The organism is Pseudomonas sp. On1 (assembly GCF_033783325.1).
In genome coordinates, this window is record NZ_JAWPOA010000003.1 from 174,153 (window position 1) to 196,150 (window position 21,998).

Here is a 21,998-nt window from a genome sequence, read left to right on the forward strand (position 1 = left end):
GCCAGCTTCGAGGTTCATGCCGGGCGACCAGCTACACCCAGTGAAACTTTCGCCTGCGCGATCCAGTCCAGACCCTATCCATCACTGACAGGGACACGACGATGACAACGACGGTAGGTGACTTCCTGGTCGAGCGTTTGTACCAGTGGGGCGTGCGGCGTATCTATGGTTACCCGGGCGACGGCATCAACGGTGTGTTCGGCGCGTTGAACCGGGCCAACGGCAAGATCGAATTCATTCAGGCCCGCCATGAGGAAATGGCCGCGTTCATGGCCAGCGCCCACGCCAAGTTCACCGGTGAGCTGGGCGTATGCATCGCCACCTCGGGCCCAGGTGCCTCGCACCTGCTTACCGGCCTGTACGATGCGCGCATGGATCACCAGCCGGTGCTGGCCATCGTTGGCCAGCAGGCACGGGCGGCGCTGGGCGGGCACTATCAGCAGGAGCTGGACTTGCTGTCGATGTTCAAGGATGTGGCCGGGGCGTTCGTGCAGCAGGCGTCCACCCCTGCCCAGGTACGCCACCTGCTCGACCGCGCCGTGCGCACGGCCGTGGGCGAGCGCCGGGTAACCGCCATCATCCTGCCCAATGACCTGCAGGACCTGCCCTATGAGGCGCCCGCCAGGGCCCACGGCACCGTGCACTCCGGCGTCGGCTACAGCAAGCCGAAGGTGCTGCCCTACACGTCTGACCTTCAGCAGGCCGCCGATGTGCTCAATGCCGGTCGCAAGGTGGCCATCCTGGTCGGTGCTGGCGCTCTGCAGGCGAGCGAACAGGTGGAGGCGGTGGCCGAAAAGCTCGGGGCGGGCGTTGCCAAGGCACTGTTGGGCAAAGCCGTGCTGCCGGATACCCTGCCCTGGGTCACAGGGTCCATCGGCCTGCTCGGCACCGAGCCCAGCTACAAGCTGATGACTGAGTGCGACACCTTGCTGATGATCGGTTCGGGTTTTCCCTATTCCGAATTCCTGCCCAAGGAAGGCCAGGCTCGCGGCGTGCAGATCGACCTGCAACCTGACATGCTCAGCCTGCGTTATCCGATGGAGGTCAACCTGGTCGGTGACGCCGGCGAAACCCTGCAGGCGCTCTTGCCATTGCTCGAGCACAAGCCCGACCGGCGCTGGCGCAAGAAGATCGAAGACTGGCGCGCGCGCTGGGACAAGACCCTGGAAAAACGCGCCCTGGCCAAGGCCGACCCGATCAACCCGCAGCGGGTGGTGCACGAGCTCTCCCCGCGCCTGCCGGATGCGGCCATCGTCACCAGTGACTCCGGCTCCTGCGCCAACTGGTTCGCGCGTGACCTGATGATCCGCCAGGGCATGCAGTGTTCGTTGTCCGGCGGCCTGGCGTGCATGGGCGCCGCCGTGCCCTATGCGATCGCCGCCAAGTTTGCGCACCCGCAGCGCCCGGTGATTGCCCTGGTGGGCGACGGTGCGATGCAGATGAACAACCTGGCCGAGCTGATCACCGTGGCCAAGTACTGGCAGCAATGGGAAAACCCCAAATGGATCTGCGCCGTGTTCAACAACGAGGACCTCAACCAGGTCACCTGGGAGCAGCGGGTCATGGAAGGCGACCCGAAGTTCGAGGCGTCCCAGTCCATACCCGATGTGCCCTACCACCTGTTTGCCATTTCCATCGGCCTGCAGGGCATCTTCGTCGAGCGCGAAGACGAGGTCGCCAGCGCCTGGGATCGGGCCCTGGCCGCCGACCGCCCGGTGCTGATCGAATTCAAGACCGACCCCAACGTGCCGCCGCTCCCCCCGCACATCAAGCTGGAACAAGCGAAGCAGTTCGCCAGCACCCTGCTCAAGGGCGACCCTGACGAGGCAGGGGTAATCGTGCAGACGGCCAAGCAGGTCCTGGGGACGCTGTTACCTGGCAAGCACTGATGTCCGGTGCGCGGCGAGGCCTTCCGGCAATCCGTTGGAACTTCGCCGCACGCCCGGGGCCTGCCCTATCAAGCCTATCAATAAAGGAAACACGACGATGAGTGCACAATTAAATGGCAAGCGCGTGGCCTTTCTGGTCACCGACGGGTTTGAACAGGTCGAGTTGACCGGCCCTCGTGAAGCCCTGCAAAAGCTGGGCGCGGTGGTCGATATCCTGAGCGAAAAGGATGGGACTGTACGCGGCTGGAATCACGACCAGCCCGCCGACGAATTCCCGGTGGATGCCACGTTCGAAAGTGCCCAGCTCGATCTGTACGATGCCCTCGTGCTGCCCGGCGGCGTGCAGAACTCCGACACCATTCGCCTGATACCCGGCGCCCAGGAATTGGTCAAAAGCCATGACTCTGCAGGCAAACCGTTGGCGGTGATCTGCCACGGTGGATGGCTGCTGGTCTCGACCGGCCTGGTCAAGGGCAAGCGAATGACCAGCTACAAGACGTTGCAGGACGACATCCGCAACGCCGGCGGCAGCTGGATCGATGAAGCGGTGGTGGTGGATGGTAACCTGATCAGCAGCCGTACGCCGGACGATATCCCGGCGTTCAACGAACAGTTGATCGCTGCGCTGGGGCGCTGACATTGCCGCACGGCCCCTGCCCCGCGCCAGCGGTCGGGGGCCATGCATCCCCGCATGACAACCTAATCAGGCCAATTGGATATACACCGAGTAACTCCCCAGCAGCACCCAGAACACCAGAAAGATCCACGGAGTACGCAGGGAAAAGAGCAATGACTTGCGATGCCCCGCACGTGATGTTTCGGCCTCGCAGAACAGGGGCGATTCGTCATAGGCCAGCCCCATCAAGGGCTCGCTGCGCAGCAAGTGGCTCTGCTTGAGTTGCCAGTGATCGATGATGTTGTACGCCGCGCGAATACCTGGCCAGGCATTGAGCGAACTCAGCACGCCAAGCAAAGCAAGGAACGCGGGCACGATCAGGGTGAACATCTCCCCCCACCCTTGATTGAGGTTGCCCATGGACGAGACGAAAGCGATAACCAGAAACGACTGGGCGGCCAGATAGGCGTCGGTACGATTGGCCAGGATGCTGGTTTCGTACTGGATCTCGCGCCGATAGAAGTCCAGACGCTCCTTGGGCGAACCGAACATCCTGGCGTTGTGCTCGGTGATTTCGTGTTCGGGGGTCGATGGGGTGATGATTCGAGGCACACGGCTCTCCTGCAATCAAGCTCCGGGCAAGTAAGAAATCGAGGAGCTTGATGCGGTAGAACCGGCAATGCAGGGCAAAATTCAATCCATTTTGGCGTTGACCTAATCGGCGCAGCGGCCCTGCTCTCAGAGATCCAGGGCTCCCCTGAGCAACGCGTTGAGCATCCCCGCCACATCATCCCCCTGCTCGTCCAGCACACGCAGCGGGATGCCTTGCAACGCGGCTTGCGGTCCAGCTACCCCGGTGAGGGCCAGCGGGCAGGCAATCTCCAGCTGCAAGGCCCGCAGCCGCTTGGCCAGCCCGGCGTTCACCGGGCCTTGCACGGCAATCACCAACGCCGCTGGCTGAGTCGCCGCGCACACCAGGGCGAGTTCCTCCAGCGGCTGCCAGCAGCCGAGCACGTCGACGCGCTGTTGCTCGCTGCTGAGCAACAGGCCGGTACACAGCAACGGCAGTTCGGCAGCCCCTTCGGTACCGGCCAGCAGCACCCTTGGCGCATCGGCCTGGTTCATCTGCAGGCGCAGCAACAGGCGTGCGCGCAGGAAGGTGTCAAGGAACAGCCACTGACTGCGCTCACCGAAGGCCCTGCCCGCGCCCATCGCCTGCCAGACCGGCAGCAGCACTTCGCGCAGCACGGTGGCCTTGGGCAGGAGCGTGAACAACTGGCCATGGACACCCTCCAACCCGCGCGTATCGAACGCCATTGCCGCGCGTTTCAGGGCCGCGCGCCAGTCTTGGAAGGCCGAATCCTGCTGCACCGGCGTGTGACGCTGAGCGGCGAGCATTTCGCCGACCTTGCTGATCGGCAGGCCGTTGGCTGTCCAGTGCAGGATGTCGCGAATGCGCTGCACGTCGCTGGGCGTGTACAGGCGATGACCACCGTCGGTACGTTGCGGGCTGATCAGGCCGTGACGTCGCTCCCAGGCGCGCAAGGTCACCGGATTGATGCCGGTCAGGCTGACCACATCGCGCATGGGCAGTAAATCGGGTGAGGTGACTTCGGTCATCAGGAGGAATCATCAGAAAGATGGCCCATTCTAAACCCATACGCTCTTTCTGCGGCGAGCCCAGATAGGCCATTATGTACAGAATCGCGCCGGCGCTTCGTATTGTTGCGCCCGCCATACAGCTCAGCTTTTCATGGGTGTCCCCAATGATCAACGCAAAACTCCTGCAACTGATGGTCGAGCACTCCAACGATGGCATTGTCGTTGCCGAGCAGGAAGGCCGCGACAGCATCCTGATCTACGTCAACCCCGCCTTTGAACGCCTCACCGGCTACTGCGGGGACGATATCCTCTACCAGGACTGCCGCTTCCTCCAGGGCCAGGATCAGCAGCAGCCGGGTATCGCGGTGATCCGCGAGGCGATCCGCACGGGCCAGCCCTGCCGTCAGGTGCTGCGCAATTATCGCAAGGACGGCAGCCCGTTCTGGAACGAATTGTCCATCACCCCGGTACATAACGAGGCAGACCAGCTGACCTATTACATCGGCATTCAACACGATGTCTCGGCGCAGATCGCTGCCGAAGAAAGGGTGCGCGAGCTGGAGGTCGAGGTCGCCGACCTGCGCCGCCAGTTGGCAGCGGTCGGACACTGAGCAAAATATCTGTACAAGAACGTTGACTTGTACAGATTTAAACGTAGGCTTCTTCTATACCTGTACAAAAAATTTGTTTGTACAGGATTTGTCGGAGCCGAGCATGTCAACGTACCTGCAGAATTTCGCCGAGCGCTTCGCCCAGCTCGATGGGCAGCACCTCGAAGCGCTAGAGAACCTGTACAGCGAGAACGTCACCTTCCGCGACCCGCTGCATCGGATTGAAGGGCTGAGCGAGCTGCGGGCGTATTTTGCCCAGCTGTACGCCAACGCCCATGACATCCACTACGTATTCTCCGGTGCCGACGAGGTGAGGACCGGGCAAGGGTACCTGCGTTGGACCCTGCAATTTCGTCATCCGCGGCTTGCAGGCGGTCGCCCGGTTTCCCTGCAAGGCTGCAGTTACCTGCAATGGCATGACCGGGTGCATTACCACCAGGATTTCTTCGACGCCGGCGCGCTGCTCTACGAGCACATTCCGCTGATGGGGGGGGCGATTCGCTGGCTCAAGGGGCGGTTGGCATGAGCCGCTGCTGGTTGACCGGTGCCAGCAGCGGCATCGGTGCGGCGCTCGCGCAGTGCCTGCTGGAACAAGGCCATCAGGTTGCCCTGGGCGGTCGCCGGGTCGAGCAACTGGTGCCCTTTGCCGAGCGCTTTCCCGGGCAGGTGCTGCTGGCCAACGGCGATCTGGACGATCCCGAGCAGGTCGCGCAGATAGCAGACCGCATTCGCCAGGCCTGGGGCGCCCTGGACATGGCGATTTTCAACGCCGGTACCTGCGAGTACCTGGAACCCGGCCGGTTCGACCCGGCGCTGGTCGAGCGCGTTATCCGCACCAATGTGCTGAGCCTCAGCCACTGCCTGGCGGTCGCCCTGCCCCTGCTGCGTGCCGGTATCGGCCCGCACCTGGTGGTCATGGGCAGCTCGGTAACCTGGCTGGCCTTGCCCCGCGCCGGCGCTTATGGCGCATCCAAGGCCGCTGTGCGCTACCTGGTGGAGTCGCAGCGCATCGATCTGGCGCAAGCCGGCATCGACGTCACGCTGATCAATCCAGGCTTCGTCGACACACCGCTGACGCGTCGCAACGACTTCCCGATGCCTCAGCTGTGGTCAGCCCAGCGCGCCGCCCGGCACATCGTCAGACGGCTGCCGCGTCGGCCGCTGGAAATAAACTTCCCGCGCCTGTTCACCTGGGGGTTGCGCCTGCTCGGAGCGCTGCCAGCGCAAGCGCGCCTGGCATTGGGCCGGCGCCTGGCTCGTCAAGAAACGGACTGATCAATCATGCGTATAGCCATCATCGGCAGCGGCATCGCCGGCCTGACCTGCGCCTACCTGTTGTCGCGCAAGCACGAAGTAACGGTTTTCGAGGCCGCCGGCTGGGTCGGTGGCCACACCCACACCGTCGACGTGGTGTGGCGCGGTGAGCGCCATGCCATCGACACGGGGTTCATCGTGTTCAACGACTGGACCTATCCCCATTTCATTCGTTTGCTCGAACAACTCGGGGTCGCTTCGCAGCCGACGCAGATGAGTTTTTCCGTGCATGATCCGCTCAGCGGCCTGGAGTATAACGGGCACGATCTGAACACGTTGTTTGCCCAGCGCCGCAACCTGCTGTCACCAGGGTTCTGGGGCATGCTGCGCGATATCCTGCGTTTCAACCGGCAGTCTCTCGCCGACTTGGAACAGCAGCGGATCGAGCCCACCACCACATTTGGCGCGTACCTTGATGAAGGAGGTTACGGCCAGCGTTTCATCGAGCATTACATCGTGCCCATGGGCTCTGCGATCTGGTCGATGTCGCGAGCCGACATGCTCGGTTTCCCGCTGGCATTCTTCGTGCGTTTCTGTCGCAACCACGGCTTGCTGTCAGTGAACCAGCGCCCGCAGTGGCGTGTCGTGGCGGGCGGCTCGCGCAGTTATGTCGCCCCGCTGTGCCGCCCCTTCGCCGAGCGCATCCGCTTGGGCTGCCGGGTGCACCGGGTCGGTCGCGACGAAGGCGGGGTTACCCTGGTCAGCGACGCCGGTACCGAGCGCTTCGACAATGTGGTGTTCGCCTGCCACAGCGACCAGGCCCTGGCGCTGCTGGAAGCGCCGAGCGTGCACGAACGTTCAGTGCTGGGCGCCATCGGCTATGCCGAGAACGACGTGGTGCTGCACACCGACAGCCGCCTGCTGCCACGCCGTCGCAACGCCTGGGCCAGCTGGAATTACCGCCTCGGCGGCCCCGAACAGGCGCCAGCTGCGGTGACCTACAACATGAACATCCTGCAGGGCATTGAAGCGCCGACGACCTTTTGCGTCAGCCTGAATCAGACCGCGCTGATCGACCCCGCGCAGATCCTCGCGCGGTTCAGCTACGCCCACCCGCAGTACAGCCTGGCGGCGTCCGCCGCGCAGGCTCGGCAAATGCAATTGCAAGGCCAGCAACACAGCTACTTCTGCGGCGCCTACTGGGGCAATGGCTTCCACGAGGACGGAGTGGTCAGTGCGTTGCAGGTCGCCAGGCATTTCGGAGAGCAACTGTGAACAGTGGCCTATGCCAGGGTTGGATCAGCCACCGGCGCCTGAGCCCACGGGCCCATGCCTTTCGTTACAGGATCGGCATGTTCTACCTGGATCTGGATGAACAGGCTGGCTGGCTGGGGCTGTCTCGTTGGCTGGGGCGTTGGCGCCTGGCCCCGCTGTGCTGGCGCGAATCCGACTACCTGCCGAGCCTCACCCGCCAAGGTCTGCCGCTGGCCCAAGCCGCGCGACTGCTGGTGAGCCAGGCCACCGGGCAAGTGCCTGACGGGCGCGTGTACCTGCTGACCCAACTGCGTTGCTGGGGGCTGTCGTTCAATCCGGTGAGCTTCTATTTCTGCCATGACCGCGACGGACACCTGGCGGCAATCCTGCTGGAAGTGCGCAACACCCCGTGGCGTGAGCGTTTCCACTATGTGCTACCGGTACAAGGTGATCTGACCAGGCCATTCGCCATGGCCAAGGCCTTTCATGTATCGCCGTTCCTGCCCCTGGACATGGACTATCGGCTGCGTTTTCACCTGGACCAGGCGCAGGTACGCATTCACATGGAGAACTGGCAAGGCGAGCAGAAGGTCTTCGAAGCCGACCTGGCCCTGAAACGCCGCCCCCTGGATGGCAAGGACATACGCGCCTACGTCCTGACCTTCCCCTGGATGAGCCTGCGCACCGTCTGGGCCATCTACTGGCAAGCCCTGCGCCTGTTCATCAAACGCACCCCCATACACGACCACAGCGCCAGCCGGGGCGACCTGGCACTCGGCCACCCCTGCGAGGACCCCGATCATGTCCAATCCGACCCTGAGTGTTAGCAAGTCTGCGGGCTTGGCGCCGCTGCTTGGCAGCCTGGCGCGCAACGCCGTGCTCGCCCAGCTGGGCAAACTGCGTCACGGCCATCTGCGCCTGCTCTGCCACGGTCGCCAGTGGACCTTCGGCGACCCTGGCAGCGCCCTGCAGGCCGAGATAGAGATACTCGAGGATGCCGCCTGGAGCCTGATCGCCGGCAATGGCTCGATTGGCGCGGGCGAAGCCTATATCCATGGTTACTGGCGCAGCCCGGACCTGGCGTTGGTCACCCGTCTGTTCGTGGCCAACCTCGATGTGCTCGACGCCCTCGAGGGCGGCCTGGCGCGCCTGGGACGCCCTGCCCTGCGGCTGCTGCACCGGCTAAACCGCAACAACCGCAGCGGCGCTCGACGCAACATCCTGGCCCATTACGACCTGGGCAATACCCTGTTCGAGCAACTGCTGGACCCGACCATGATGTATTCGGCCGCGCAGTTCGAATACCCTGGGCAATCGCTGGAGCAGGCGCAGCAGCATAAGCTGGAGCGCATCTGCCAAAAGCTTGAGCTCAGCGCGCAGGATCACCTGCTGGAAATCGGCTGTGGCTGGGGCAGCCTGGCAATTCATGCCGCCACCCGCCACGGTTGCCGGGTGACCACCACGACACTGTCGCACGCGCAGTACACCTACACCCTGCAACGGGTGAAGGACCTTGGGCTGGAGCAACGGGTGACCGTGCTGTGTGACGATTACCGCGACCTGACGGGGACTTTCGACAAACTGGTCTCCATCGAGATGATAGAAGCGGTGGGGCACCGCTACTTGCCCGTGTACTTCCGCCAGTGCGCGTCACTGCTCAAGCCTGACGGGCTGATGTTGCTGCAGGCCATCACCATTCGTGACCAACGCTACGCCCGGGCGCGCCGCTCGGTGGATTTCATCCAGCGCTACATCTTCCCCGGCGGCGCCCTGCCCTCGCTGAGTGTGTTGCTGGACACCGCCAGCCGGCGCACCGCGCTCAACCTCGTGCACCTGGAGGATTTTGGCGTCGATTACGCCATCACCCTGGGGCATTGGCGCGACAATCTGCGCCAGGCACGTGGCACGCTGGCGGACCTGGGCTACGACGAGACCTTTCAGCGTTTGTGGGAATTCTACCTGTGCTACTGCCAGGGCGGCTTCGAGGAACGTGCCATCGGCGTGGCCCAGTTGCTGTGGGCGGCGCCCCAGGCGCGGCGGGCGCCGTTGCCCGGGCAATGACGATGCCCCGCGCCTGGCTGATCGCCAATGCGCTATGGCTGCAGGTTGGCTGGTGGGCCTGCGTGCTGGGCGCCAAGGTTCCCTGGCTACTGTTGTTGGTGCCGCTGGGGATGGCGGTGCACCTGACACTGTGCGCGGCTCGCGGCAGCGAAGTTCGCGCACTGTTGCGCGTGACCTTGGCCGGTTGCGTGCTTGATAGCCTGCTGGGGGCGATCGGCTTGTTTCGTTTTGAAGCATGGCCACTGCCATTGTGGCTGGTATTGCTGTGGCTGGTACTGGCCAGCGGCCTTCGCCACAGCCTGGCGTGGGCGGGCTGGCCGTTCTGGCGCGGCGCGTCAGTGGGCGCGCTGGGAGGCCCGCTGGCGTACCTGGGCGGCGCCAGGCTAGCTGATGTCACCTTGCCCCTGGGGGCGGTGGTGACAAGTTTGCTGCTGGTGCCGATCTGGGCCCTGGCCCTCCCCTTGCTGGTGCGTCTCGCCGCGCGGCGCTGAGCGGCGGCAGCGTTCAGAACAATAGCGCACCTGCGCCCAGCACCGCGCCCAGCGCTTGCGCCAGGCGAAAGGCTGGCCGCACACCGCGCATATTTTGCTCGGGAGATGCTGCTTCTTCATAGGTCCTGGCCGGCATCGAGCCGCGCCAGCAGCGTTTCACCGCGTTGCCACACACCCTCGCGACGGGCAGGCGCCATGCCGTCCAGGCTGCGATACACCAAGGCCAGGCGGGGGTTGCCTGAAAGCTGGGCGCGGTGGCGAATGAGAAAATGCCAGTACAACGCATTGAACGGGCACGCGTCTTCACCAACCGCCTGATCCACCTTGAAGCTGCAGGCCTTGCAGTGATCGGACATGCGCTGGATGTAACGACCACTGGCGCAGTAGGGTTTGGAACCCAGGTAGCCACCATCGGCGTGCATCACCATGCCCAGGGTATTGGGCAGTTCTACCCAATCGAACGCATCGATGTACACGGCCAGGTACCATTGGCAGATCGCGGGCGGCGCGATGCCGGCTAGCAGGGCAAAGTTGCCGGTGACCATCAGCCGTTGGATGTGATGTGCGTAACCGAGGCGCAAGGTCTGTCCGATCGCCTGCGCCATGCAGCGCATGCGCGTCTGCCCACTCCAGTAGAAGCCCGGCAGGCCGCGGGTGTTGCCCAGGTGGTTGAGCCTGGCGTACTCGGGCATACGCAGCCAGTAAATGCCACGCACATACTCGCGCCAGCCGATCAACTGGCGGATGAAGCCCTCTGCGGCATTGAGCGGTACCCGGCCCTGGCGCCAGGCGCTTTCCACGTCTTCACAAAGGCAGCGCACATCCAGTAGCCCTATGTTCAGCGCCGCGCTGATGCGCGCATGGAACAGGTAAGGCTCGCCTTCAGCCATTGCGTCCTGGTAGTCGCCGAACGCCGCCAGGCCGAAGTCGAGAAAATGCTGCCAGAGCTGTTGAGCTTCGGTATGGGTCACGGGATAGTCGAAACCGTCGAGTTCGCCGTAGTGGTCGCTGAAACGCTGGCGTACCAGGGCCACCACGCCACGGGTTATGGCATCCTGTGCGAAATGCGCCGGGAACGGACCGCGCAGGCCGCGCGCCAACGGCTTGCGATTGTCGTTATCGAAATTCCATGCGCCCCCCGCCGGGCTGCCGTCGGGCTCCAGGAGCAGGCCGCAGCGCTTGCGCATGCCGCGGTAGAAATGCTCCATGCGCAGTTGGGTACGGTCCTGGGCCCAGCGCGCGAACGCCTCTCGCGAGCACAGGAAACGGGTGTCGCGGTGCCACACCAACGGTAGCCCCGCCTCGCGGAGCGTCTGTTCCAGGCGCCACTCACCGCACTCGGTCAAGTGAACCTCGCTGGCGCCCAGAGCCTGCTGCCAGCGCCGCAGTTCGCCGGCAATGCTGGCACTGTTGCCGTCGGCGTCCAATTCGACGTAGTGCACCTGCCAGCCACGTGCCCTGAGCGCCTGGGCGAAATGACGCATGGCGCTGAAGACAAGCACGATTTTTTGCGGATGATGCGGCACATAGCGCGCCTCACCTTCCACTTCGGCCATCAGAATCGCATCGCGGGCCGGGTCAAGCGCGGCGAGACTGGCCAGGTCGAACGACAGCTGGTCGCCCAGCACCAGGCCCAGACGCATCGCCGAAGCTACCACTGCTCGTCCAACGTCACCGGCACCCGCAGCGGCGCAACAGGGCCGTCACGCTGCCCACACATTTCATCGTGCACCACTTGCTGGACCAGCATGCACGGCACCGGCTGCAAGCCGGCCAGCGTCTGGCGCAATTGAGTGATGGAGTGAAAACGAACGGCCTGCCCCTGATCGTCGCTCAGTGTGACCGGCCCCGCATTGGCCATCGCCCGCAGCAGGTAGAAACCGCCCTCCAGCGACAGCAGTTCCAACGCCTGCACCTGGCCGGCAGCGACCTGCTCGAAGAGTGTATTGAGATTCATGGCGTGCCCTCCGGCAGGCGGCGAAAGAACAGGGTGATCTGGCCGATCTCCACGCCCAGCTTGCTCATGCGCGAGCGGTTGATCAGGGTGTCGTCGTCCATCAGGTACATCCAGTCGTCCAGGTCCACCTGCCAGTGCCGCCCGTCAACCGGCAGGTCCAGTTGGTAACGCCAGCGCAGCGCATTGCCAGCCACCTCGCCGCGGGCCTCGCCGATCACGTCGCCCGCGGTGCCACGCCAGCGGCCGGGGCCATCGGGCTCCAGCGTCCAGGTGCGCCGCTGTCGAGTACCGTCGCTGTAGAGAAACCGCTCGTCAAGGATCAGCCGCTCGCCCTCGCGGTGACTATCGATACGCACATGGAAACGCTTCACGACCTCGCCTGAGCGCTTCTGGAACATGCCCCAGGCCTGCACCGGACGCGCGAAGAAGGCCGCCAGGTCCAGCTTGGGTTGCTCGCCGGCGTAGTGCTCGACGCCGACGTTGCCACAGCTGCCGAGCAACAGGCACATGGTCAACAACAAAGCTTTGTACATATTCAGTGTCCTCGATCGTTACCGGCCAGGCCGAGCAGGCGCTGGCGCAATTGTGGATCCCGGGTGCGCGGGTCAAGCCAAATGGCAAAGAAGGCCCGGGCGAAAGCCACATCGGCCACTTCATGGCGCAGTCGGCCATCGACGTAGAAGCGGCAACCTGTTTGCGGAAGGAACACCCCGGTGATGCGCATACCGGGGCGCACATCCACGAATGCCGCCTGCATTTCACGGGCCCATACGTCGAACTGTTGCGTGGTGACGGTGCCGGCGCCAAGACGGCGCATCTCCTCCAAGCTTGCCTTGACCAGCGTTTCCCGGGACAACGACCGGTGGTAGCTCAGCTCCAGGGCGAATGGCCGGCTCCAGTCCAGCACCGGTCCCTCGGCCCACAAACGGGCGCTGTACAGACGCAGGCCGAACCAGGTGAATTCCCCTTCACCCAGCCGTTGAGCCGTCACAAGCGTGGCTCGCCAATCCGCGCCGACCGAAGTGAGCGAAATCAGCAGCAGACAGAGGCAGGCTAATCGTCCGGAGCAAACCATGAAAAACCTGTACAGAAGACAAATCCTGTACAAGATTATGGCTTTGTACAGATAATTTTCAATGTTGTATAGAAATTAAGGGCAGCTCGATTCATACCAAGGAGCACTTCGGATGAGTGTCATCACCAACCTCCACAGCCCCGCAAACGTGTTGGTCTGCGGCGCCAGCCAAGGCATCGGGCTTGCCCTGTGCGAACAACTGCTGGCACGCGAAGACGTGGGCCTGCTGATCGCCGTGTCGCGCCAGGCAACCCGCAGCACGTCGCTCGATGCGCTGGCCCTGACGCATGGCCGCAGGTTGATGCGCATCGATTGCGATGCTCGGGATGAACAGACGTTGCAAGCACTGACGGCGCAGGTCCAGGCCAGCTGTGCGCAGTTGAATCTGGTCATCAGTACCCTTGGCGTACTCCACGAACCCCCGGCACGCCCCGAGAAGTCCCTGGCGCAACTGGACATCGCGGGGTTGCAGGCCAGCTTCGTGACCAATTGCTTCGCCCCTATCCTGCTGCTCAGGCACCTGCTGCCTTTGCTGCGCCAGCAACCGGTCACCTACGCCGCCTTGTCGGCCCGGGTCGGCTCGATCGGCGACAACCACCTTGGCGGCTGGTACAGCTATCGCGCCAGCAAGGCCGCGCTCAACCAGCTGTTGCGCACGGCCAGCATCGAACTCAAGCGGCTCAACCCCGCGTCGACGGTCCTTGCCCTGCACCCTGGGACCACCGACACCCAGCTCTCGCGCCCCTTCCAGGGCAATGTGCCAATCGACAAACTGTTCTCGCCTGCTTTTGCCGCCGGTTGCATCCTCGAACTCATCGGCCGGCATGGACCATCACAGACCGGTACCTTCTGGGCTTGGGACGGAAGGCAAATTCCCTGGTGACTTGCAGGGGTGTCAGGGATAGGGCGCAACGACACTGGATACTGGGTCAAGGAAGATCAGTTGCAATGGCTCTGCCAGCAGCTGGTCAGCCTGCTCGGCAAAATACTGAAAGTGTTCGGTGGCCAGGTGGGTGTCCAGGGCCTGTTGATGGTCGAACGCTTCGCGCATGTAAAACGTCCCGGGCTCGTCGCTGCGCTCGAACAACATGTAGTCACGATTGCCGGGCTCGGCCCGGGTCGGCTCGATCAGGGCCAGCAAGGCCTCTTTCAGCGCTGCTGCCTGGCCTGGCTTGGCCTTGAGGATGGCAAGGGAAACGAGGGGAAGGTCTTGTGTGTTCACGTCACGCTCCTGGTCAGTTGATTGCCAGCCAGTCTGGCGTGCCCGGCACCTGGGAAAAACCGGCCGTGCGCGTGAACACTTTCACCGATGGAGTGAAAATCAGGACCATCAAAGCAGGCGACGGATCTCAGATACCAACGCGCTTGTCGCCTCTTCAAGCGTTCCTTCGTTGCGACATAAAACCCACCCTTGATCGGCAACCACTCGCTCGAACGCTTCGGTGCAAGCGACATGCTCCTCCAGCGCGTGCATCACGGTACTGCTCAATCCGCGCGACCGCGCCGCTGCCCTCTTCCACGAGAGTTCAGGGTCGGTGACAACGCCCACATGCAGGTCCGGCACCCGCACGTTGCGTTCGAGGTTCAAGCGAAGGATCTCGGCAAACGGCACCAGTCGGCGAAACGCCGCATCGGACGGGTACCAGCGATCGATCAGGATGATGCTGTCCGCCGGTTGCTTGGCCAGCACATGCCGGGAAATCCAGGCACGGCTGTCCGCCAGGCGCTCACAAACCTTCATTTCCAGGTCCCGGCAGGGTTTCCTGACGAACTGGTTGACCAGGACCATGGTTTCGCCCCGGTAGGGATCGCTTTTCTTCTCGCAGATGCGGATCACTTTCCTGTTGTCCGCCCTCAGCGCTTTGGTGACGGCTTCCAGCAGCGTGGTCTTGCCGGTGCCCTTGGGGCCATCGAGGGAAATGAACAGCGAACGACTCATGCTTCACACAACGGTTGAATTCCTTCACGAACAGTCAATGAACCGGGCTCGGTCACATCAGGCAGTAGAACTCGCTGACCTCTGCGACGATCTCCCGGGCGGCATTGTACAGCCTCGCCTCGGGTGTCAGGGCCATGGAGCGGGCTTCCAGCACATAGCGCTGGCCGCCCTGGAAATGGGCGTAATCGAGGGTGAGGTAGCATTGGCGGACGGTGGTGCCGCCGAGCATGCTCATGCCTCCTCCGCCGTTCGTTTCATAGTCAAAGCGCACCACCAATTCGTGGCTGCCAGGGCTGACCTGGAAGAAGCGGCCTTCGTCCAGGCGTTGCTTGTCCAGGCGTTCGGCCAGCAGGACGCGGTCGTTGGGGAATGGCAGCGACAGGTCGACCCAGGCCATCTGCGGGTTGGCGGCGGGCAATGGGGTTTGGCAGCCTGGGATGACGGTGATCAGTAACAGCAGTAGCAGCCGGCGCATGGCGAGGTTCCTTGGGGAACTGGATTAAGGATAGCGCTGGGGCGTCGGGTTGTTAATCACCACGTGGGAACGTGCTGGTGCTAGTCACCTGGGAGGAGATAAAACTCAGGCCCGCCGGGTTGAACCCGGACAGGCCTGAGGAAGGGAAACTGTCGGCCGGCTGGCGGCCCTTGAAGCTACAGACTCTCGTCGAGGAACTTGACCACGGTGCCCATGCACGCCACCCGCTCCTCCACATGCGGCATGTGGCTGGAGTTCTCGAACAACGCCCAGCGGATCCCGGGGATCAGGTCCAGGTACGGCTTGACTACCAGCGGCGTGGCCTCGTCATAGCGCCCGGAGATCAACAGGCTCGGCACGTTGATCCGCGGCAAGCGGTCAACGATGGTCCAGTCCTTGGTGCTGCCGATGATGTGAAATTCGTTGGGCCCGGTCATCGCGTGGTACACGGTCGGGTCGGCCTCCACCTGGGCGAAGGTGCGTGCCACCTCTTCCGGCCAGGGCTTGAGCCGGCACACATGGCGGTCGTAGAACACCTGGGTGGCGGCGATGTAGTCGGCCGCGGTGTAGTCGCCCACGGCTTCGTGGCGCAGCAGGGTTTCCTGGACGTCCTTGGGCAGCTCTTCGCGCAGGCGGTTGGCCTCGCGCACCCAGGTGCGCATGTCGGCCGGCGAGTTGGCGATCACCAGGCAGCGCAGGCCCCTGGGCTGGCGCACCGCGTGTTCGCTGGCGAGCATGCCGCCCCAGGACTGGCCCAGCAGTGCGTAGCGCTCGCTGATGCCCAGGTGCTCAAGCAGGTTGTCGAGCTCATCCAGGAACAGCTTCACCGTCCAGAACGACGGCGGCATCTGCGGCAGGTGGGTGGAACGGCCGTTGCCCAGCTGGTCGTAGTGGATGACCGGGTAGCCACCAGCGGCAACATCTTTATAGGCATCGACATAGTCGTAGGTGCAGCCCGGGCCGCCGTGCAGGATGACCAGGGGGGTGCGGCCACAGGCCAGGTCGCCGGTGACGCGGTACCAGGTCTGGTATTCGCCAAAGGGGGCAAAACCTTCACGCGATTGGGTGAGTTCCATTTCATCCGGCTCCATGTGAATCATGGAGCACACGATAACCCTATGCGTAACGCGGCATAACTAGAGAGTTCGCTAGGTTTTCGGTTTTTTTTGCCCCTTTCACGGGTCGAGCAGGCGGTAATGCACCGCCCGGGCGACCGCCTGGACGCGGTTCTTGGCCCCGAGCTTGTGCATCGCCGAGGTCAGGTGCAGGGAAATCGTCGCCAGCGAGCGGTTGAGCTTGTCGGCGATCTCCCCTGCCGTCAGGCCTTCGGCGGCCCAGCGCAGGCACTCGACTTCGCGGCGGGTCAGACGGATGGCGCGGGTAGAGGACTCCTTGGCCAGCAAGGGATAGGCCGCCTCCTGCAGAGCGTGGGCAATCTGACTGAAATCGCCCAGGTGCTCCCGGGCGTCGTCCAGGTCGCGCTGGCTGGCCTGGGGGCGCAGGCCGGTCAGGGTCGCCAGCCCGCCCCGTGGCAGGTGGATCGGCACAGTCACGCCGCAGGTCAGCTGCGCATCGTGCAGGTAGCCGACCACCGGGGCGTGGCGACGGTCGATGTGGCGCTGCAGGATAGTCTCGCCCTTGGGCAGGTACGACCAGACGAAGGGCGCGATGGAGGACACGGCAACCTGCTGTACCGGGTCGATCTGGTAGAAACCCTCGGAACACCACAGGTCCTGCCAGTCCTTCGGGGTCTGGCGCAGTCGGACCACGCTCGGGGTGATCAGCTCGCCGACATGATCCAGCGGCACAGGGCTGTAGTCGTACACGAGGGCATCAAAGCCCAGTTCTGCCGCCAGTTCGGCGACGCTGTCCATCTGTTCGTCCAGGCTCTTGTCCGACGCCAGACGGGCATTGAGTTCAGCCACCTTGGCCTGCATACCTGACACTCCCTGTGATTCCTTTTGGATTTCCATCCCGAAGTCCGGCACGTAGAATGCCACGGCTTGGCGCGGGACTGCCATACAAAACCTATAGGAAACACTAGCTTGTAGGCGACGAAATCTCCTGCGCTAGTTATAGCCCCAAGCCATGGCCAACAGGAGAGTAGCGATGTGGCGTGAGATGCAACCTGACCAGCGGTTCGACGTAGAGGTCGATGGCCATAACGTCGTGGTGTACAGCTTTGGCGAAGGTGACGAGGTGCTGTTGTGCCTCAATGGCGGGCCGGGGCTGCCCTGCGACTACCTGCGCGACGCCCATGCCTGGCTCAAGGACAAGGGTATCCGCGTGGTCGCCTTCGACCAGCTGGGCACCGGCGCCTCCGACCGCCCGGATGACGACAGCCTTTGGAACATCACCCGCTACGTGGCCGAGGTCGAACGCGTGCGCCAGGCCCTGGACCTGGGGCGCGTGCACATGCTGGGGCATTCCTGGGGCGGCTGGCTGGCGATCGAGTACGCCATTCATCACCCGCAGTCGCTGAAAAGTCTGATTCTCGAGAACACTGTCGGCGACATTCCGCACCTGATCACCGAGCTTGAGCGCCTGCGCGGCGCGCTGGGCAGCGAGACCGTGGCGATGATGCAGCGCCACGAGGCCCTGGGCACCCTCGATCATCCCCAGTACCAGGCGGCCATCACCCTGCTCAACTACCGCCACGTCTGCCGCCTCGAGCAGTGGCCGGCGCCGATCCAGCGCTCGCTGGGCGACTGGAACATGGGCCCGTACAGCACCATGCAGGGCCCCAACGAGTTCCTTTATATCGGCAACCTCAAGGACTGGAACCGCCTCGAGCAGATGGGCGAGTTCCGCATGCCGGTGCTGATCACCACCGGCCAGCACGACGAGCTGACCCCCGCCTGCGCCATGCGCATGAACCTGGCCCTGCACGGCCGCGCCGAGCTGCACGTGTTCCCCAACAGCAGCCACATGCCGTTCTACGAAGAACCCCAGGCCTATTTCCCGGTGTTGCTGGACTTCCTGCAACGCAACCGGGGCTGACCGATGAGCCTGGCACGTTACCGGTTCGTCCTGATTCGCCCGTTGCAACTGCTGCCGGTGCTGCTGGGCATCAGCATCATCACCTTCGTGCTGGTGCGCTCGATCCCCGGCGACCCGGCGCGGGTGCTGCTGGGCGCGCGCAGCACGCCGGACGCGATCGCGAAGATTCGCGCCCAGTTCGGCCTCGACGAGCCGATCTGGGTGCAGTACCTGTACTTCCTGAAGAACCTGCTCAACGGCGACCTGGGCAAGTCATTGCTGTACAAGGTCGATGCCCTGCCGCTGATTGCCGGGCGCATCGAGCCGACTGTGTTGCTGGTGCTGGGCAGCGTGCTGCTGGCGTTGCTGATCGCCGTGCCGCTGGCCACCCTCGCCGCCCGGCACAAGGGCGGCTGGGCCGACAACCTGATCCGCCTGTTCACCACCGCCGGGCTCGGCCTGCCGGCCTTCTGGCTGGGGCTCATGCTCATCCTGCTGTTCAGCGTGCACTGGGGGTTGTTCCCGGTATCCGGCTATGGCCGCACCTGGGCAGACAAACTGCACCACCTGGTATTGCCGTGCCTGACCATCGCCCTGGCGCTCTCGGCGGTGCTGGTGCGCAACCTGCGCGCGAGCATCCTCCTGGAGCTGCAGGCCGACCACGTCACCGCTGCCCGCGCCCGCGGCCTGGGCGAAGGGGCGATCCTGCGCCGGCACGTCCTGCCCAACGCCATGCTGCCGACCATCAACCTGCTGGCGGTCAACATCGGCTGGCTGATCAGCGGCACCGTGGTGATCGAAAGCCTGTTCTCGCTGCCCGGTGTCGGCCAGTTGCTCGTGCGCGGCATCTTCACCCGCGACTACATGGTGGTCCAGGGCGTGGCCATGGTGCTGGCCTGCGCGACGGTGGCGGTGAACTTCATCGCCGACGTGGTGACTACCGCCCTCGACCCGCGGGTGACCATCCAATGAGCCAGAGCCCCGCACTGGCGCTACGCTGGCGCCTGGCCTGGCACCTGGGCAATGGCCGCCTGGCGCTGTACTGCGGCCTGGCGATCGTCCTCGGCTGGTGCCTGCTGGCGCTTTGCGCGCCATGGATAGCGCCGTTCGACCCGCTGGCGCAGAACGCCGACCTGCGCCTGGCCGCGCCCAGCCTTGGTCACCCGTTCGGCACCGACAACTTTGGCCGCGACATCCTCTCACGGGTGATCTGGGGCGCGCGCATCGACCTGCAGATGGCGCTGATCGGGGTGATCTTTCCGTTCCTGCTCGGCACCTGCATCGGCGCGGTTTCCGGCTATGTCGGCGGGTTGCTGGACAACATCTGCATGCGCCTGGTCGATATCGTCCTGGCCTTCCCGTTCCTGGTGCTGATGCTGGCGATCATGGCCATCCTCGGCCCGGGCCTGGGCAGCTTCTACATCGCCATGGCCCTGGTCGGCTGGGTGTCCTATGCGCGGCTGATCCGCTCGCAGATCCTGGTGCTCAAGCAAGGCGATTTCGCCCTGGCCGCCAGGAGCCTGGGGTTCAGCCACCGGCGCGTGCTGTTCGGCCACCTGCTGCCCAACGCCCTGTTCGGCTCGGTGGTGTTCTGCATGTCGGATGCCGTGCTGGTGCTGCTCAATGGCGCGGCCGTCAGCTACCTGGGCCTCGGCGTGCAGCCGCCCACCCCGGAATGGGGCACCATGGTGGCCGAGGGGCAGAGTTTCATCACCAGCGCCTGGTGGATCTGCACCTTTCCGGGCCTGGCCGTGGTGACCCTGGCCATGGGCTTCAGCCTGCTGGCCGACGGCGTCGCCGAGCTGCTGGGAGACCGCACATGAGCCCTGCCCTGCTCCGGGTCCGCGAACTGAGCGTCATCGCCCGCGCTGGCCAACGCGATATCACCCTGGTCGATCGCCTGTCGTTCGACCTCGGCCAGGGCGAGATCCTCGGCCTGGTGGGCGAAAGCGGCTCGGGCAAGACCCTGGCCTGTCGCGGCCTGATGCGCCTGCTGCCGTCGCCGAACCTGCGCCTCGAAGGCCAGGCCGTGCGCCTGGCCGGCAACGACCTGCTGCGCCTGGACGAGGCCGGCATGCGCCGTATGCGCGGTCGCGAGCTGGGCATGATCTTCCAGAACCCCAGTAGCCACCTCGACCCGCTGATGCGTATCGGCGCGCAGATCGCCGAGGGCATCCGCCTGCACCAGGGCGCCTCGCGGCGCGAAGCGCGGGCCGAGGCCATCGAGGTGCTGCGCCAAGTCGGCATCCCCGACCCGAAAACCCGCGTCGACAGCTATCCCCACGAGTTCTCCGGCGGCATGCGGCAACGGGCGATGATCGCCGTGGCCCTGGGCTGCAACCCCAGGGTGCTGATCGCCGACGAGCCGACCACGGCGCTGGACGTCACCGTGCAGGCGCAGATCCTGCGCCTGCTGCTGGAGCTGCGCGACCGCCGCGGCCTGTCGATGATCCTGATCAGCCACGACCTCGGCGTGGTCGCGCAGACCTGCGACAGCATCGCCGTGATGTACGCCGGGCGCCTGTGTGAACACGGCGCCAAGCAGGCCCTGCTGAGCCAGCCGCGCCACCCCTACAGCGCCGGACTGCTGGCCTGCCATCCCGCGACGCGGCGGCACGCGGGACTGATGAACACCATTGCCGGGCAACCGCCGCTGCTCGACGCCCTGCCCGCGGGGTGCCGCTTCGAACCGCGCTGCCCGCAGGCCACGCCTGACTGCCGGGCACAATTGCCGAAACTGCGGGAGATCGGCCCCGGCCATCGCCTGGCCTGCCATACCCCGCTGCTGGCCGGAGGCCTGTCATGACCACGCTGTTGCAGGTCAACGACCTGCATGTGCAGTTCCCCGCCCCGGGCGGCGGCCTGTTAAACCTGCGCCCACGCAAGGTCAACGCCGTCAACGGCGCGTCGCTGAGCCTCGCCGCCGGCCAGGCCCTGGGCCTGGTGGGCGAGTCGGGTTGCGGCAAGAGCACCCTGGCCCGGGCCATCCTGCAACTGACCCCGGCCAGCAGCGGCCAGGTGCTGTTCGACGGCAGCGACATGCGCCAGGGCAACCGCCTGGATATCGAGCGCCTGCGCCGCGAGACCGCGATGATCTTCCAGGACCCGTACAGCGCGCTCAATCCACGCCAGCGCATCGGCCAGATCCTCGCCGAGGTGCTGCAGGTGCAGCGCAAGGTGCCCGCCGCGCAGATCCCCGCCCGGGTCGCCGAACTGCTCGGCCTGGTCGGCCTGCGCGCGGAACTCGCCGAGCGCAAGCCCGGCTCGCTCAGTGGCGGCCAGTGCCAGCGGGTCGGCATCGCCCGGGCGCTGGCCGTCGAGCCCCGGCTGATCGTCGCCGACGAGTGCGTCGCCGCCCTCGACGTGTCGATCCAGGGGCAGATCATCAACCTGCTGCTGGAACTGCGCCAGCGCATGGGCCTGGCCCTGCTGTTCATCACCCACGACCTGGGCGTGGTACGCCACCTGTGCGACCGGGTGGCGGTGATGTACCTGGGGCGGATCGTCGAGGAAGGCCCGGTGGCCGAGGTCTTCGACGACCCGCGCCATCCCTACACCGCCGCGCTGGTGCAGTCCATCGCCGACATCGACCCGGCCCGGCGCCTGCCGCAGCACCCGCTGGCCGGCGAGCCGCCGAGCCCGCTGCAGCCACCGTCCGGCTGCGCCTTTCACCCACGTTGTCGCCACGCGTTGCCCGAGTGCGGCGCAGATATTCCCCCCAGCCACGCAGAAGGTGGCCGCTACCATGCCTGCGTCCACCCGCGACTGCCGTGCTGACCCACCCCACATGACCAT

At 64.7% G+C, this 21,998-nt stretch carries 27 protein-coding genes; 15 read left to right on the forward strand and 12 right to left on the reverse strand.

Annotation, left to right across the window (positions count from 1 at the left end; translation table 11 throughout):
• Window positions 1–101 precede the first annotated feature (101 nt).
• Both R5C80_RS04155 and R5C80_RS04160 read left to right on the forward strand, forming a co-directional pair.
• A complete protein-coding gene (locus tag R5C80_RS04155; protein WP_319049843.1) occupies window positions 102–1,889 on the forward strand; it encodes a thiamine pyrophosphate-requiring protein in 1,788 nt (595 codons plus the stop codon).
• Window positions 1,890–1,986: 97 nt separating this feature from the next.
• A complete protein-coding gene (locus R5C80_RS04160; RefSeq protein ID WP_319049844.1) occupies window positions 1,987–2,526 on the forward strand; it encodes a type 1 glutamine amidotransferase domain-containing protein in 540 nt (179 codons plus the stop codon).
• 66 nt (window positions 2,527–2,592) lie between these two features.
• Here the strand turns inward: R5C80_RS04160 and R5C80_RS04165 are convergent, their stop codons facing one another.
• Both R5C80_RS04165 and R5C80_RS04170 read right to left on the reverse strand, forming a co-directional pair.
• Window positions 2,593–3,117 (reverse strand): hypothetical protein, encoded by a 525-nt coding sequence (locus R5C80_RS04165; RefSeq protein ID WP_023630687.1) that lies wholly within the window; start codon window positions 3,115–3,117, stop codon window positions 2,593–2,595.
• A 126-nt stretch (window positions 3,118–3,243) separates the two neighbouring features.
• A complete protein-coding gene (locus R5C80_RS04170) occupies window positions 3,244–4,125 on the reverse strand; it encodes a MerR family transcriptional regulator (protein ID WP_038706152.1) in 882 nt (293 codons plus the stop codon).
• A 146-nt stretch (window positions 4,126–4,271) separates the two neighbouring features.
• Here R5C80_RS04170 and R5C80_RS04175 point away from each other — a divergent pair, with 146 nt between their 5' ends.
• The 7 genes from R5C80_RS04175 to R5C80_RS04205 all read left to right on the forward strand — a co-directional run bounded on the left by R5C80_RS04175 (window position 4,272) and on the right by R5C80_RS04205 (window position 9,778).
• Window positions 4,272–4,718, forward strand: a complete 447-nt coding sequence (locus R5C80_RS04175; RefSeq protein ID WP_318864260.1) for a PAS domain-containing protein — start codon at window positions 4,272–4,274, stop codon at window positions 4,716–4,718.
• Between the two features lie 103 nt (window positions 4,719–4,821).
• Window positions 4,822–5,244 carry a nuclear transport factor 2 family protein gene (locus R5C80_RS04180; protein WP_319049845.1) on the forward strand — a complete coding sequence of 141 codons (423 nt, stop codon included), beginning with the start codon at window positions 4,822–4,824 and terminating at the stop codon, window positions 5,242–5,244.
• The gene (locus R5C80_RS04185; RefSeq protein ID WP_094009953.1) at window positions 5,241–5,993 is read left to right on the forward strand and encodes an SDR family NAD(P)-dependent oxidoreductase; all 753 of its coding nucleotides are present in this window, start codon (window positions 5,241–5,243) and stop codon (window positions 5,991–5,993) included. The genes R5C80_RS04180 and R5C80_RS04185 overlap by 4 nt, the downstream gene beginning before the upstream one ends.
• A 6-nt stretch (window positions 5,994–5,999) precedes the next feature.
• Window positions 6,000–7,247 (forward strand): NAD(P)/FAD-dependent oxidoreductase, encoded by a 1,248-nt coding sequence (locus R5C80_RS04190; protein ID WP_319049846.1) that lies wholly within the window; start codon window positions 6,000–6,002, stop codon window positions 7,245–7,247.
• Entirely contained in the window at window positions 7,244–8,053 is an 810-nt protein-coding gene (locus tag R5C80_RS04195; protein ID WP_319049847.1) for a DUF1365 domain-containing protein, read from the forward strand. Before R5C80_RS04190 ends, R5C80_RS04195 begins: the two co-directional genes overlap by 4 nt.
• On the forward strand, window positions 8,028–9,287 hold the full coding sequence (locus tag R5C80_RS04200; protein WP_094009955.1) for an SAM-dependent methyltransferase: 1,260 nt from the start codon (window positions 8,028–8,030) through the stop codon (window positions 9,285–9,287). Before R5C80_RS04195 ends, R5C80_RS04200 begins: the two co-directional genes overlap by 26 nt.
• Before the next feature lie 2 nt (window positions 9,288–9,289).
• A complete protein-coding gene (locus tag R5C80_RS04205; RefSeq protein ID WP_038706156.1) occupies window positions 9,290–9,778 on the forward strand; it encodes a DUF2878 domain-containing protein in 489 nt (162 codons plus the stop codon).
• Here the strand turns inward: R5C80_RS04205 and R5C80_RS04940 are convergent.
• From R5C80_RS04940 to R5C80_RS04230, 5 genes are read right to left on the reverse strand one after another with little or no spacing between them, the layout of a single operon-like run.
• Complete coding sequence (locus R5C80_RS04940) at window positions 9,671–9,898, reverse strand: DUF2256 domain-containing protein (protein ID WP_081941257.1); 228 nt, start codon at window positions 9,896–9,898, stop codon at window positions 9,671–9,673. The two genes, R5C80_RS04205 and R5C80_RS04940, sit on opposite strands and share 108 nt — an antisense overlap.
• Entirely contained in the window at window positions 9,895–11,421 is a 1,527-nt protein-coding gene (locus R5C80_RS04215; protein WP_038706157.1) for a cryptochrome/photolyase family protein, read from the reverse strand. The genes R5C80_RS04940 and R5C80_RS04215 overlap by 4 nt, the downstream gene beginning before the upstream one ends.
• Window positions 11,422–11,429: 8 nt before the next feature.
• A complete protein-coding gene (locus R5C80_RS04220; protein ID WP_023630325.1) occupies window positions 11,430–11,735 on the reverse strand; it encodes a DUF6482 family protein in 306 nt (101 codons plus the stop codon).
• The gene (locus R5C80_RS04225; RefSeq protein WP_023630324.1) at window positions 11,732–12,268 is read right to left on the reverse strand and encodes a DUF3833 domain-containing protein; all 537 of its coding nucleotides are present in this window, start codon (window positions 12,266–12,268) and stop codon (window positions 11,732–11,734) included. Before R5C80_RS04225 ends, R5C80_RS04220 begins: the two co-directional genes overlap by 4 nt.
• A 2-nt stretch (window positions 12,269–12,270) precedes the next feature.
• Complete coding sequence (locus R5C80_RS04230) at window positions 12,271–12,810, reverse strand: chalcone isomerase family protein (RefSeq protein WP_023630323.1); 540 nt, start codon at window positions 12,808–12,810, stop codon at window positions 12,271–12,273.
• Between the two features lie 112 nt (window positions 12,811–12,922).
• Here R5C80_RS04230 and R5C80_RS04235 point away from each other — a divergent pair, with 112 nt between their 5' ends.
• Complete coding sequence (locus tag R5C80_RS04235; RefSeq protein ID WP_319049849.1) at window positions 12,923–13,693, forward strand: SDR family NAD(P)-dependent oxidoreductase; 771 nt, start codon at window positions 12,923–12,925, stop codon at window positions 13,691–13,693.
• A gap of 12 nt (window positions 13,694–13,705) precedes the next feature.
• On the opposite strand, the gene R5C80_RS04240 is transcribed toward R5C80_RS04235, so the two are convergent.
• The 5 genes from R5C80_RS04240 to R5C80_RS04260 all read right to left on the reverse strand — a co-directional run bounded on the left by R5C80_RS04240 (window position 13,706) and on the right by R5C80_RS04260 (window position 17,161).
• On the reverse strand, window positions 13,706–14,032 hold the full coding sequence (locus R5C80_RS04240; RefSeq protein WP_023630321.1) for a putative quinol monooxygenase: 327 nt from the start codon (window positions 14,030–14,032) through the stop codon (window positions 13,706–13,708).
• A 108-nt stretch (window positions 14,033–14,140) separates the two neighbouring features.
• Complete coding sequence (locus R5C80_RS04245; protein WP_023630319.1) at window positions 14,141–14,749, reverse strand: dTMP kinase; 609 nt, start codon at window positions 14,747–14,749, stop codon at window positions 14,141–14,143.
• 52 nt (window positions 14,750–14,801) lie between these two features.
• Window positions 14,802–15,224 (reverse strand): hypothetical protein, encoded by a 423-nt coding sequence (locus R5C80_RS04250; RefSeq protein WP_104443821.1) that lies wholly within the window; start codon window positions 15,222–15,224, stop codon window positions 14,802–14,804.
• 176 nt (window positions 15,225–15,400) lie between these two features.
• The gene (locus R5C80_RS04255; protein ID WP_094009959.1) at window positions 15,401–16,300 is read right to left on the reverse strand and encodes a proline iminopeptidase-family hydrolase; all 900 of its coding nucleotides are present in this window, start codon (window positions 16,298–16,300) and stop codon (window positions 15,401–15,403) included.
• A gap of 99 nt (window positions 16,301–16,399) precedes the next feature.
• A complete protein-coding gene (locus R5C80_RS04260; RefSeq protein WP_038706159.1) occupies window positions 16,400–17,161 on the reverse strand; it encodes a LuxR family transcriptional regulator in 762 nt (253 codons plus the stop codon).
• Between the two features lie 172 nt (window positions 17,162–17,333).
• Here R5C80_RS04260 and R5C80_RS04265 point away from each other — a divergent pair, with 172 nt between their 5' ends.
• The 5 genes from R5C80_RS04265 to R5C80_RS04285 are packed head-to-tail and all read left to right on the forward strand — an operon-like array spanning window position 17,334 to window position 21,980.
• A complete protein-coding gene (locus tag R5C80_RS04265; RefSeq protein ID WP_023631947.1) occupies window positions 17,334–18,224 on the forward strand; it encodes a proline iminopeptidase-family hydrolase in 891 nt (296 codons plus the stop codon).
• A gap of 3 nt (window positions 18,225–18,227) precedes the next feature.
• On the forward strand, window positions 18,228–19,175 hold the full coding sequence (locus R5C80_RS04270) for an ABC transporter permease (RefSeq protein ID WP_038706160.1): 948 nt from the start codon (window positions 18,228–18,230) through the stop codon (window positions 19,173–19,175).
• Complete coding sequence (locus R5C80_RS04275; protein WP_038706161.1) at window positions 19,172–20,026, forward strand: ABC transporter permease; 855 nt, start codon at window positions 19,172–19,174, stop codon at window positions 20,024–20,026. The genes R5C80_RS04270 and R5C80_RS04275 overlap by 4 nt, the downstream gene beginning before the upstream one ends.
• On the forward strand, window positions 20,023–21,009 hold the full coding sequence (locus tag R5C80_RS04280; RefSeq protein WP_319049850.1) for an ABC transporter ATP-binding protein: 987 nt from the start codon (window positions 20,023–20,025) through the stop codon (window positions 21,007–21,009). Before R5C80_RS04275 ends, R5C80_RS04280 begins: the two co-directional genes overlap by 4 nt.
• The gene (locus R5C80_RS04285; protein WP_038706163.1) at window positions 21,006–21,980 is read left to right on the forward strand and encodes an ABC transporter ATP-binding protein; all 975 of its coding nucleotides are present in this window, start codon (window positions 21,006–21,008) and stop codon (window positions 21,978–21,980) included. Before R5C80_RS04280 ends, R5C80_RS04285 begins: the two co-directional genes overlap by 4 nt.
• The last annotated feature ends 18 nt before the right edge of the window (window positions 21,981–21,998 follow it).

Coding starts and splice junctions, on each gene's coding strand:
- R5C80_RS04230 (WP_023630323.1), bottom strand. CDS start 12,810: ATGGTTTGCTCCGGACGATTAGCCTGCCTCTGTCTGCTGCTGATTTCG.
- R5C80_RS04200 (WP_094009955.1), top strand. CDS start 8,028: ATGTCCAATCCGACCCTGAGTGTTAGCAAGTCTGCGGGCTTGGCGCCG.
- R5C80_RS04280 (WP_319049850.1), top strand. CDS start 20,023: ATGAGCCCTGCCCTGCTCCGGGTCCGCGAACTGAGCGTCATCGCCCGC.
- R5C80_RS04170 (WP_038706152.1), bottom strand. CDS start 4,125: ATGACCGAAGTCACCTCACCCGATTTACTGCCCATGCGCGATGTGGTC.
- R5C80_RS04285 (WP_038706163.1), top strand. CDS start 21,006: ATGACCACGCTGTTGCAGGTCAACGACCTGCATGTGCAGTTCCCCGCC.
- R5C80_RS04270 (WP_038706160.1), top strand. CDS start 18,228: ATGAGCCTGGCACGTTACCGGTTCGTCCTGATTCGCCCGTTGCAACTG.
- R5C80_RS04940 (WP_081941257.1), bottom strand. CDS start 9,898: ATGAAGAAGCAGCATCTCCCGAGCAAAATATGCGCGGTGTGCGGCCAG.
- R5C80_RS04245 (WP_023630319.1), bottom strand. CDS start 14,749: ATGAGTCGTTCGCTGTTCATTTCCCTCGATGGCCCCAAGGGCACCGGC.
- R5C80_RS04160 (WP_319049844.1), top strand. CDS start 1,987: ATGAGTGCACAATTAAATGGCAAGCGCGTGGCCTTTCTGGTCACCGAC.
- R5C80_RS04175 (WP_318864260.1), top strand. CDS start 4,272: ATGATCAACGCAAAACTCCTGCAACTGATGGTCGAGCACTCCAACGAT.
- R5C80_RS04260 (WP_038706159.1), bottom strand. CDS start 17,161: ATGCAGGCCAAGGTGGCTGAACTCAATGCCCGTCTGGCGTCGGACAAG.
- R5C80_RS04235 (WP_319049849.1), top strand. CDS start 12,923: ATGAGTGTCATCACCAACCTCCACAGCCCCGCAAACGTGTTGGTCTGC.
- R5C80_RS04275 (WP_038706161.1), top strand. CDS start 19,172: ATGAGCCAGAGCCCCGCACTGGCGCTACGCTGGCGCCTGGCCTGGCAC.
- R5C80_RS04215 (WP_038706157.1), bottom strand. CDS start 11,421: ATGCGTCTGGGCCTGGTGCTGGGCGACCAGCTGTCGTTCGACCTGGCC.
- R5C80_RS04220 (WP_023630325.1), bottom strand. CDS start 11,735: ATGAATCTCAATACACTCTTCGAGCAGGTCGCTGCCGGCCAGGTGCAG.
- R5C80_RS04180 (WP_319049845.1), top strand. CDS start 4,822: ATGTCAACGTACCTGCAGAATTTCGCCGAGCGCTTCGCCCAGCTCGAT.
- R5C80_RS04205 (WP_038706156.1), top strand. CDS start 9,290: ATGCCCCGCGCCTGGCTGATCGCCAATGCGCTATGGCTGCAGGTTGGC.
- R5C80_RS04155 (WP_319049843.1), top strand. CDS start 102: ATGACAACGACGGTAGGTGACTTCCTGGTCGAGCGTTTGTACCAGTGG.
- R5C80_RS04225 (WP_023630324.1), bottom strand. CDS start 12,268: ATGTACAAAGCTTTGTTGTTGACCATGTGCCTGTTGCTCGGCAGCTGT.
- R5C80_RS04190 (WP_319049846.1), top strand. CDS start 6,000: ATGCGTATAGCCATCATCGGCAGCGGCATCGCCGGCCTGACCTGCGCC.
- R5C80_RS04185 (WP_094009953.1), top strand. CDS start 5,241: ATGAGCCGCTGCTGGTTGACCGGTGCCAGCAGCGGCATCGGTGCGGCG.
- R5C80_RS04250 (WP_104443821.1), bottom strand. CDS start 15,224: ATGCGCCGGCTGCTACTGCTGTTACTGATCACCGTCATCCCAGGCTGC.
- R5C80_RS04255 (WP_094009959.1), bottom strand. CDS start 16,300: ATGGAACTCACCCAATCGCGTGAAGGTTTTGCCCCCTTTGGCGAATAC.
- R5C80_RS04265 (WP_023631947.1), top strand. CDS start 17,334: ATGTGGCGTGAGATGCAACCTGACCAGCGGTTCGACGTAGAGGTCGAT.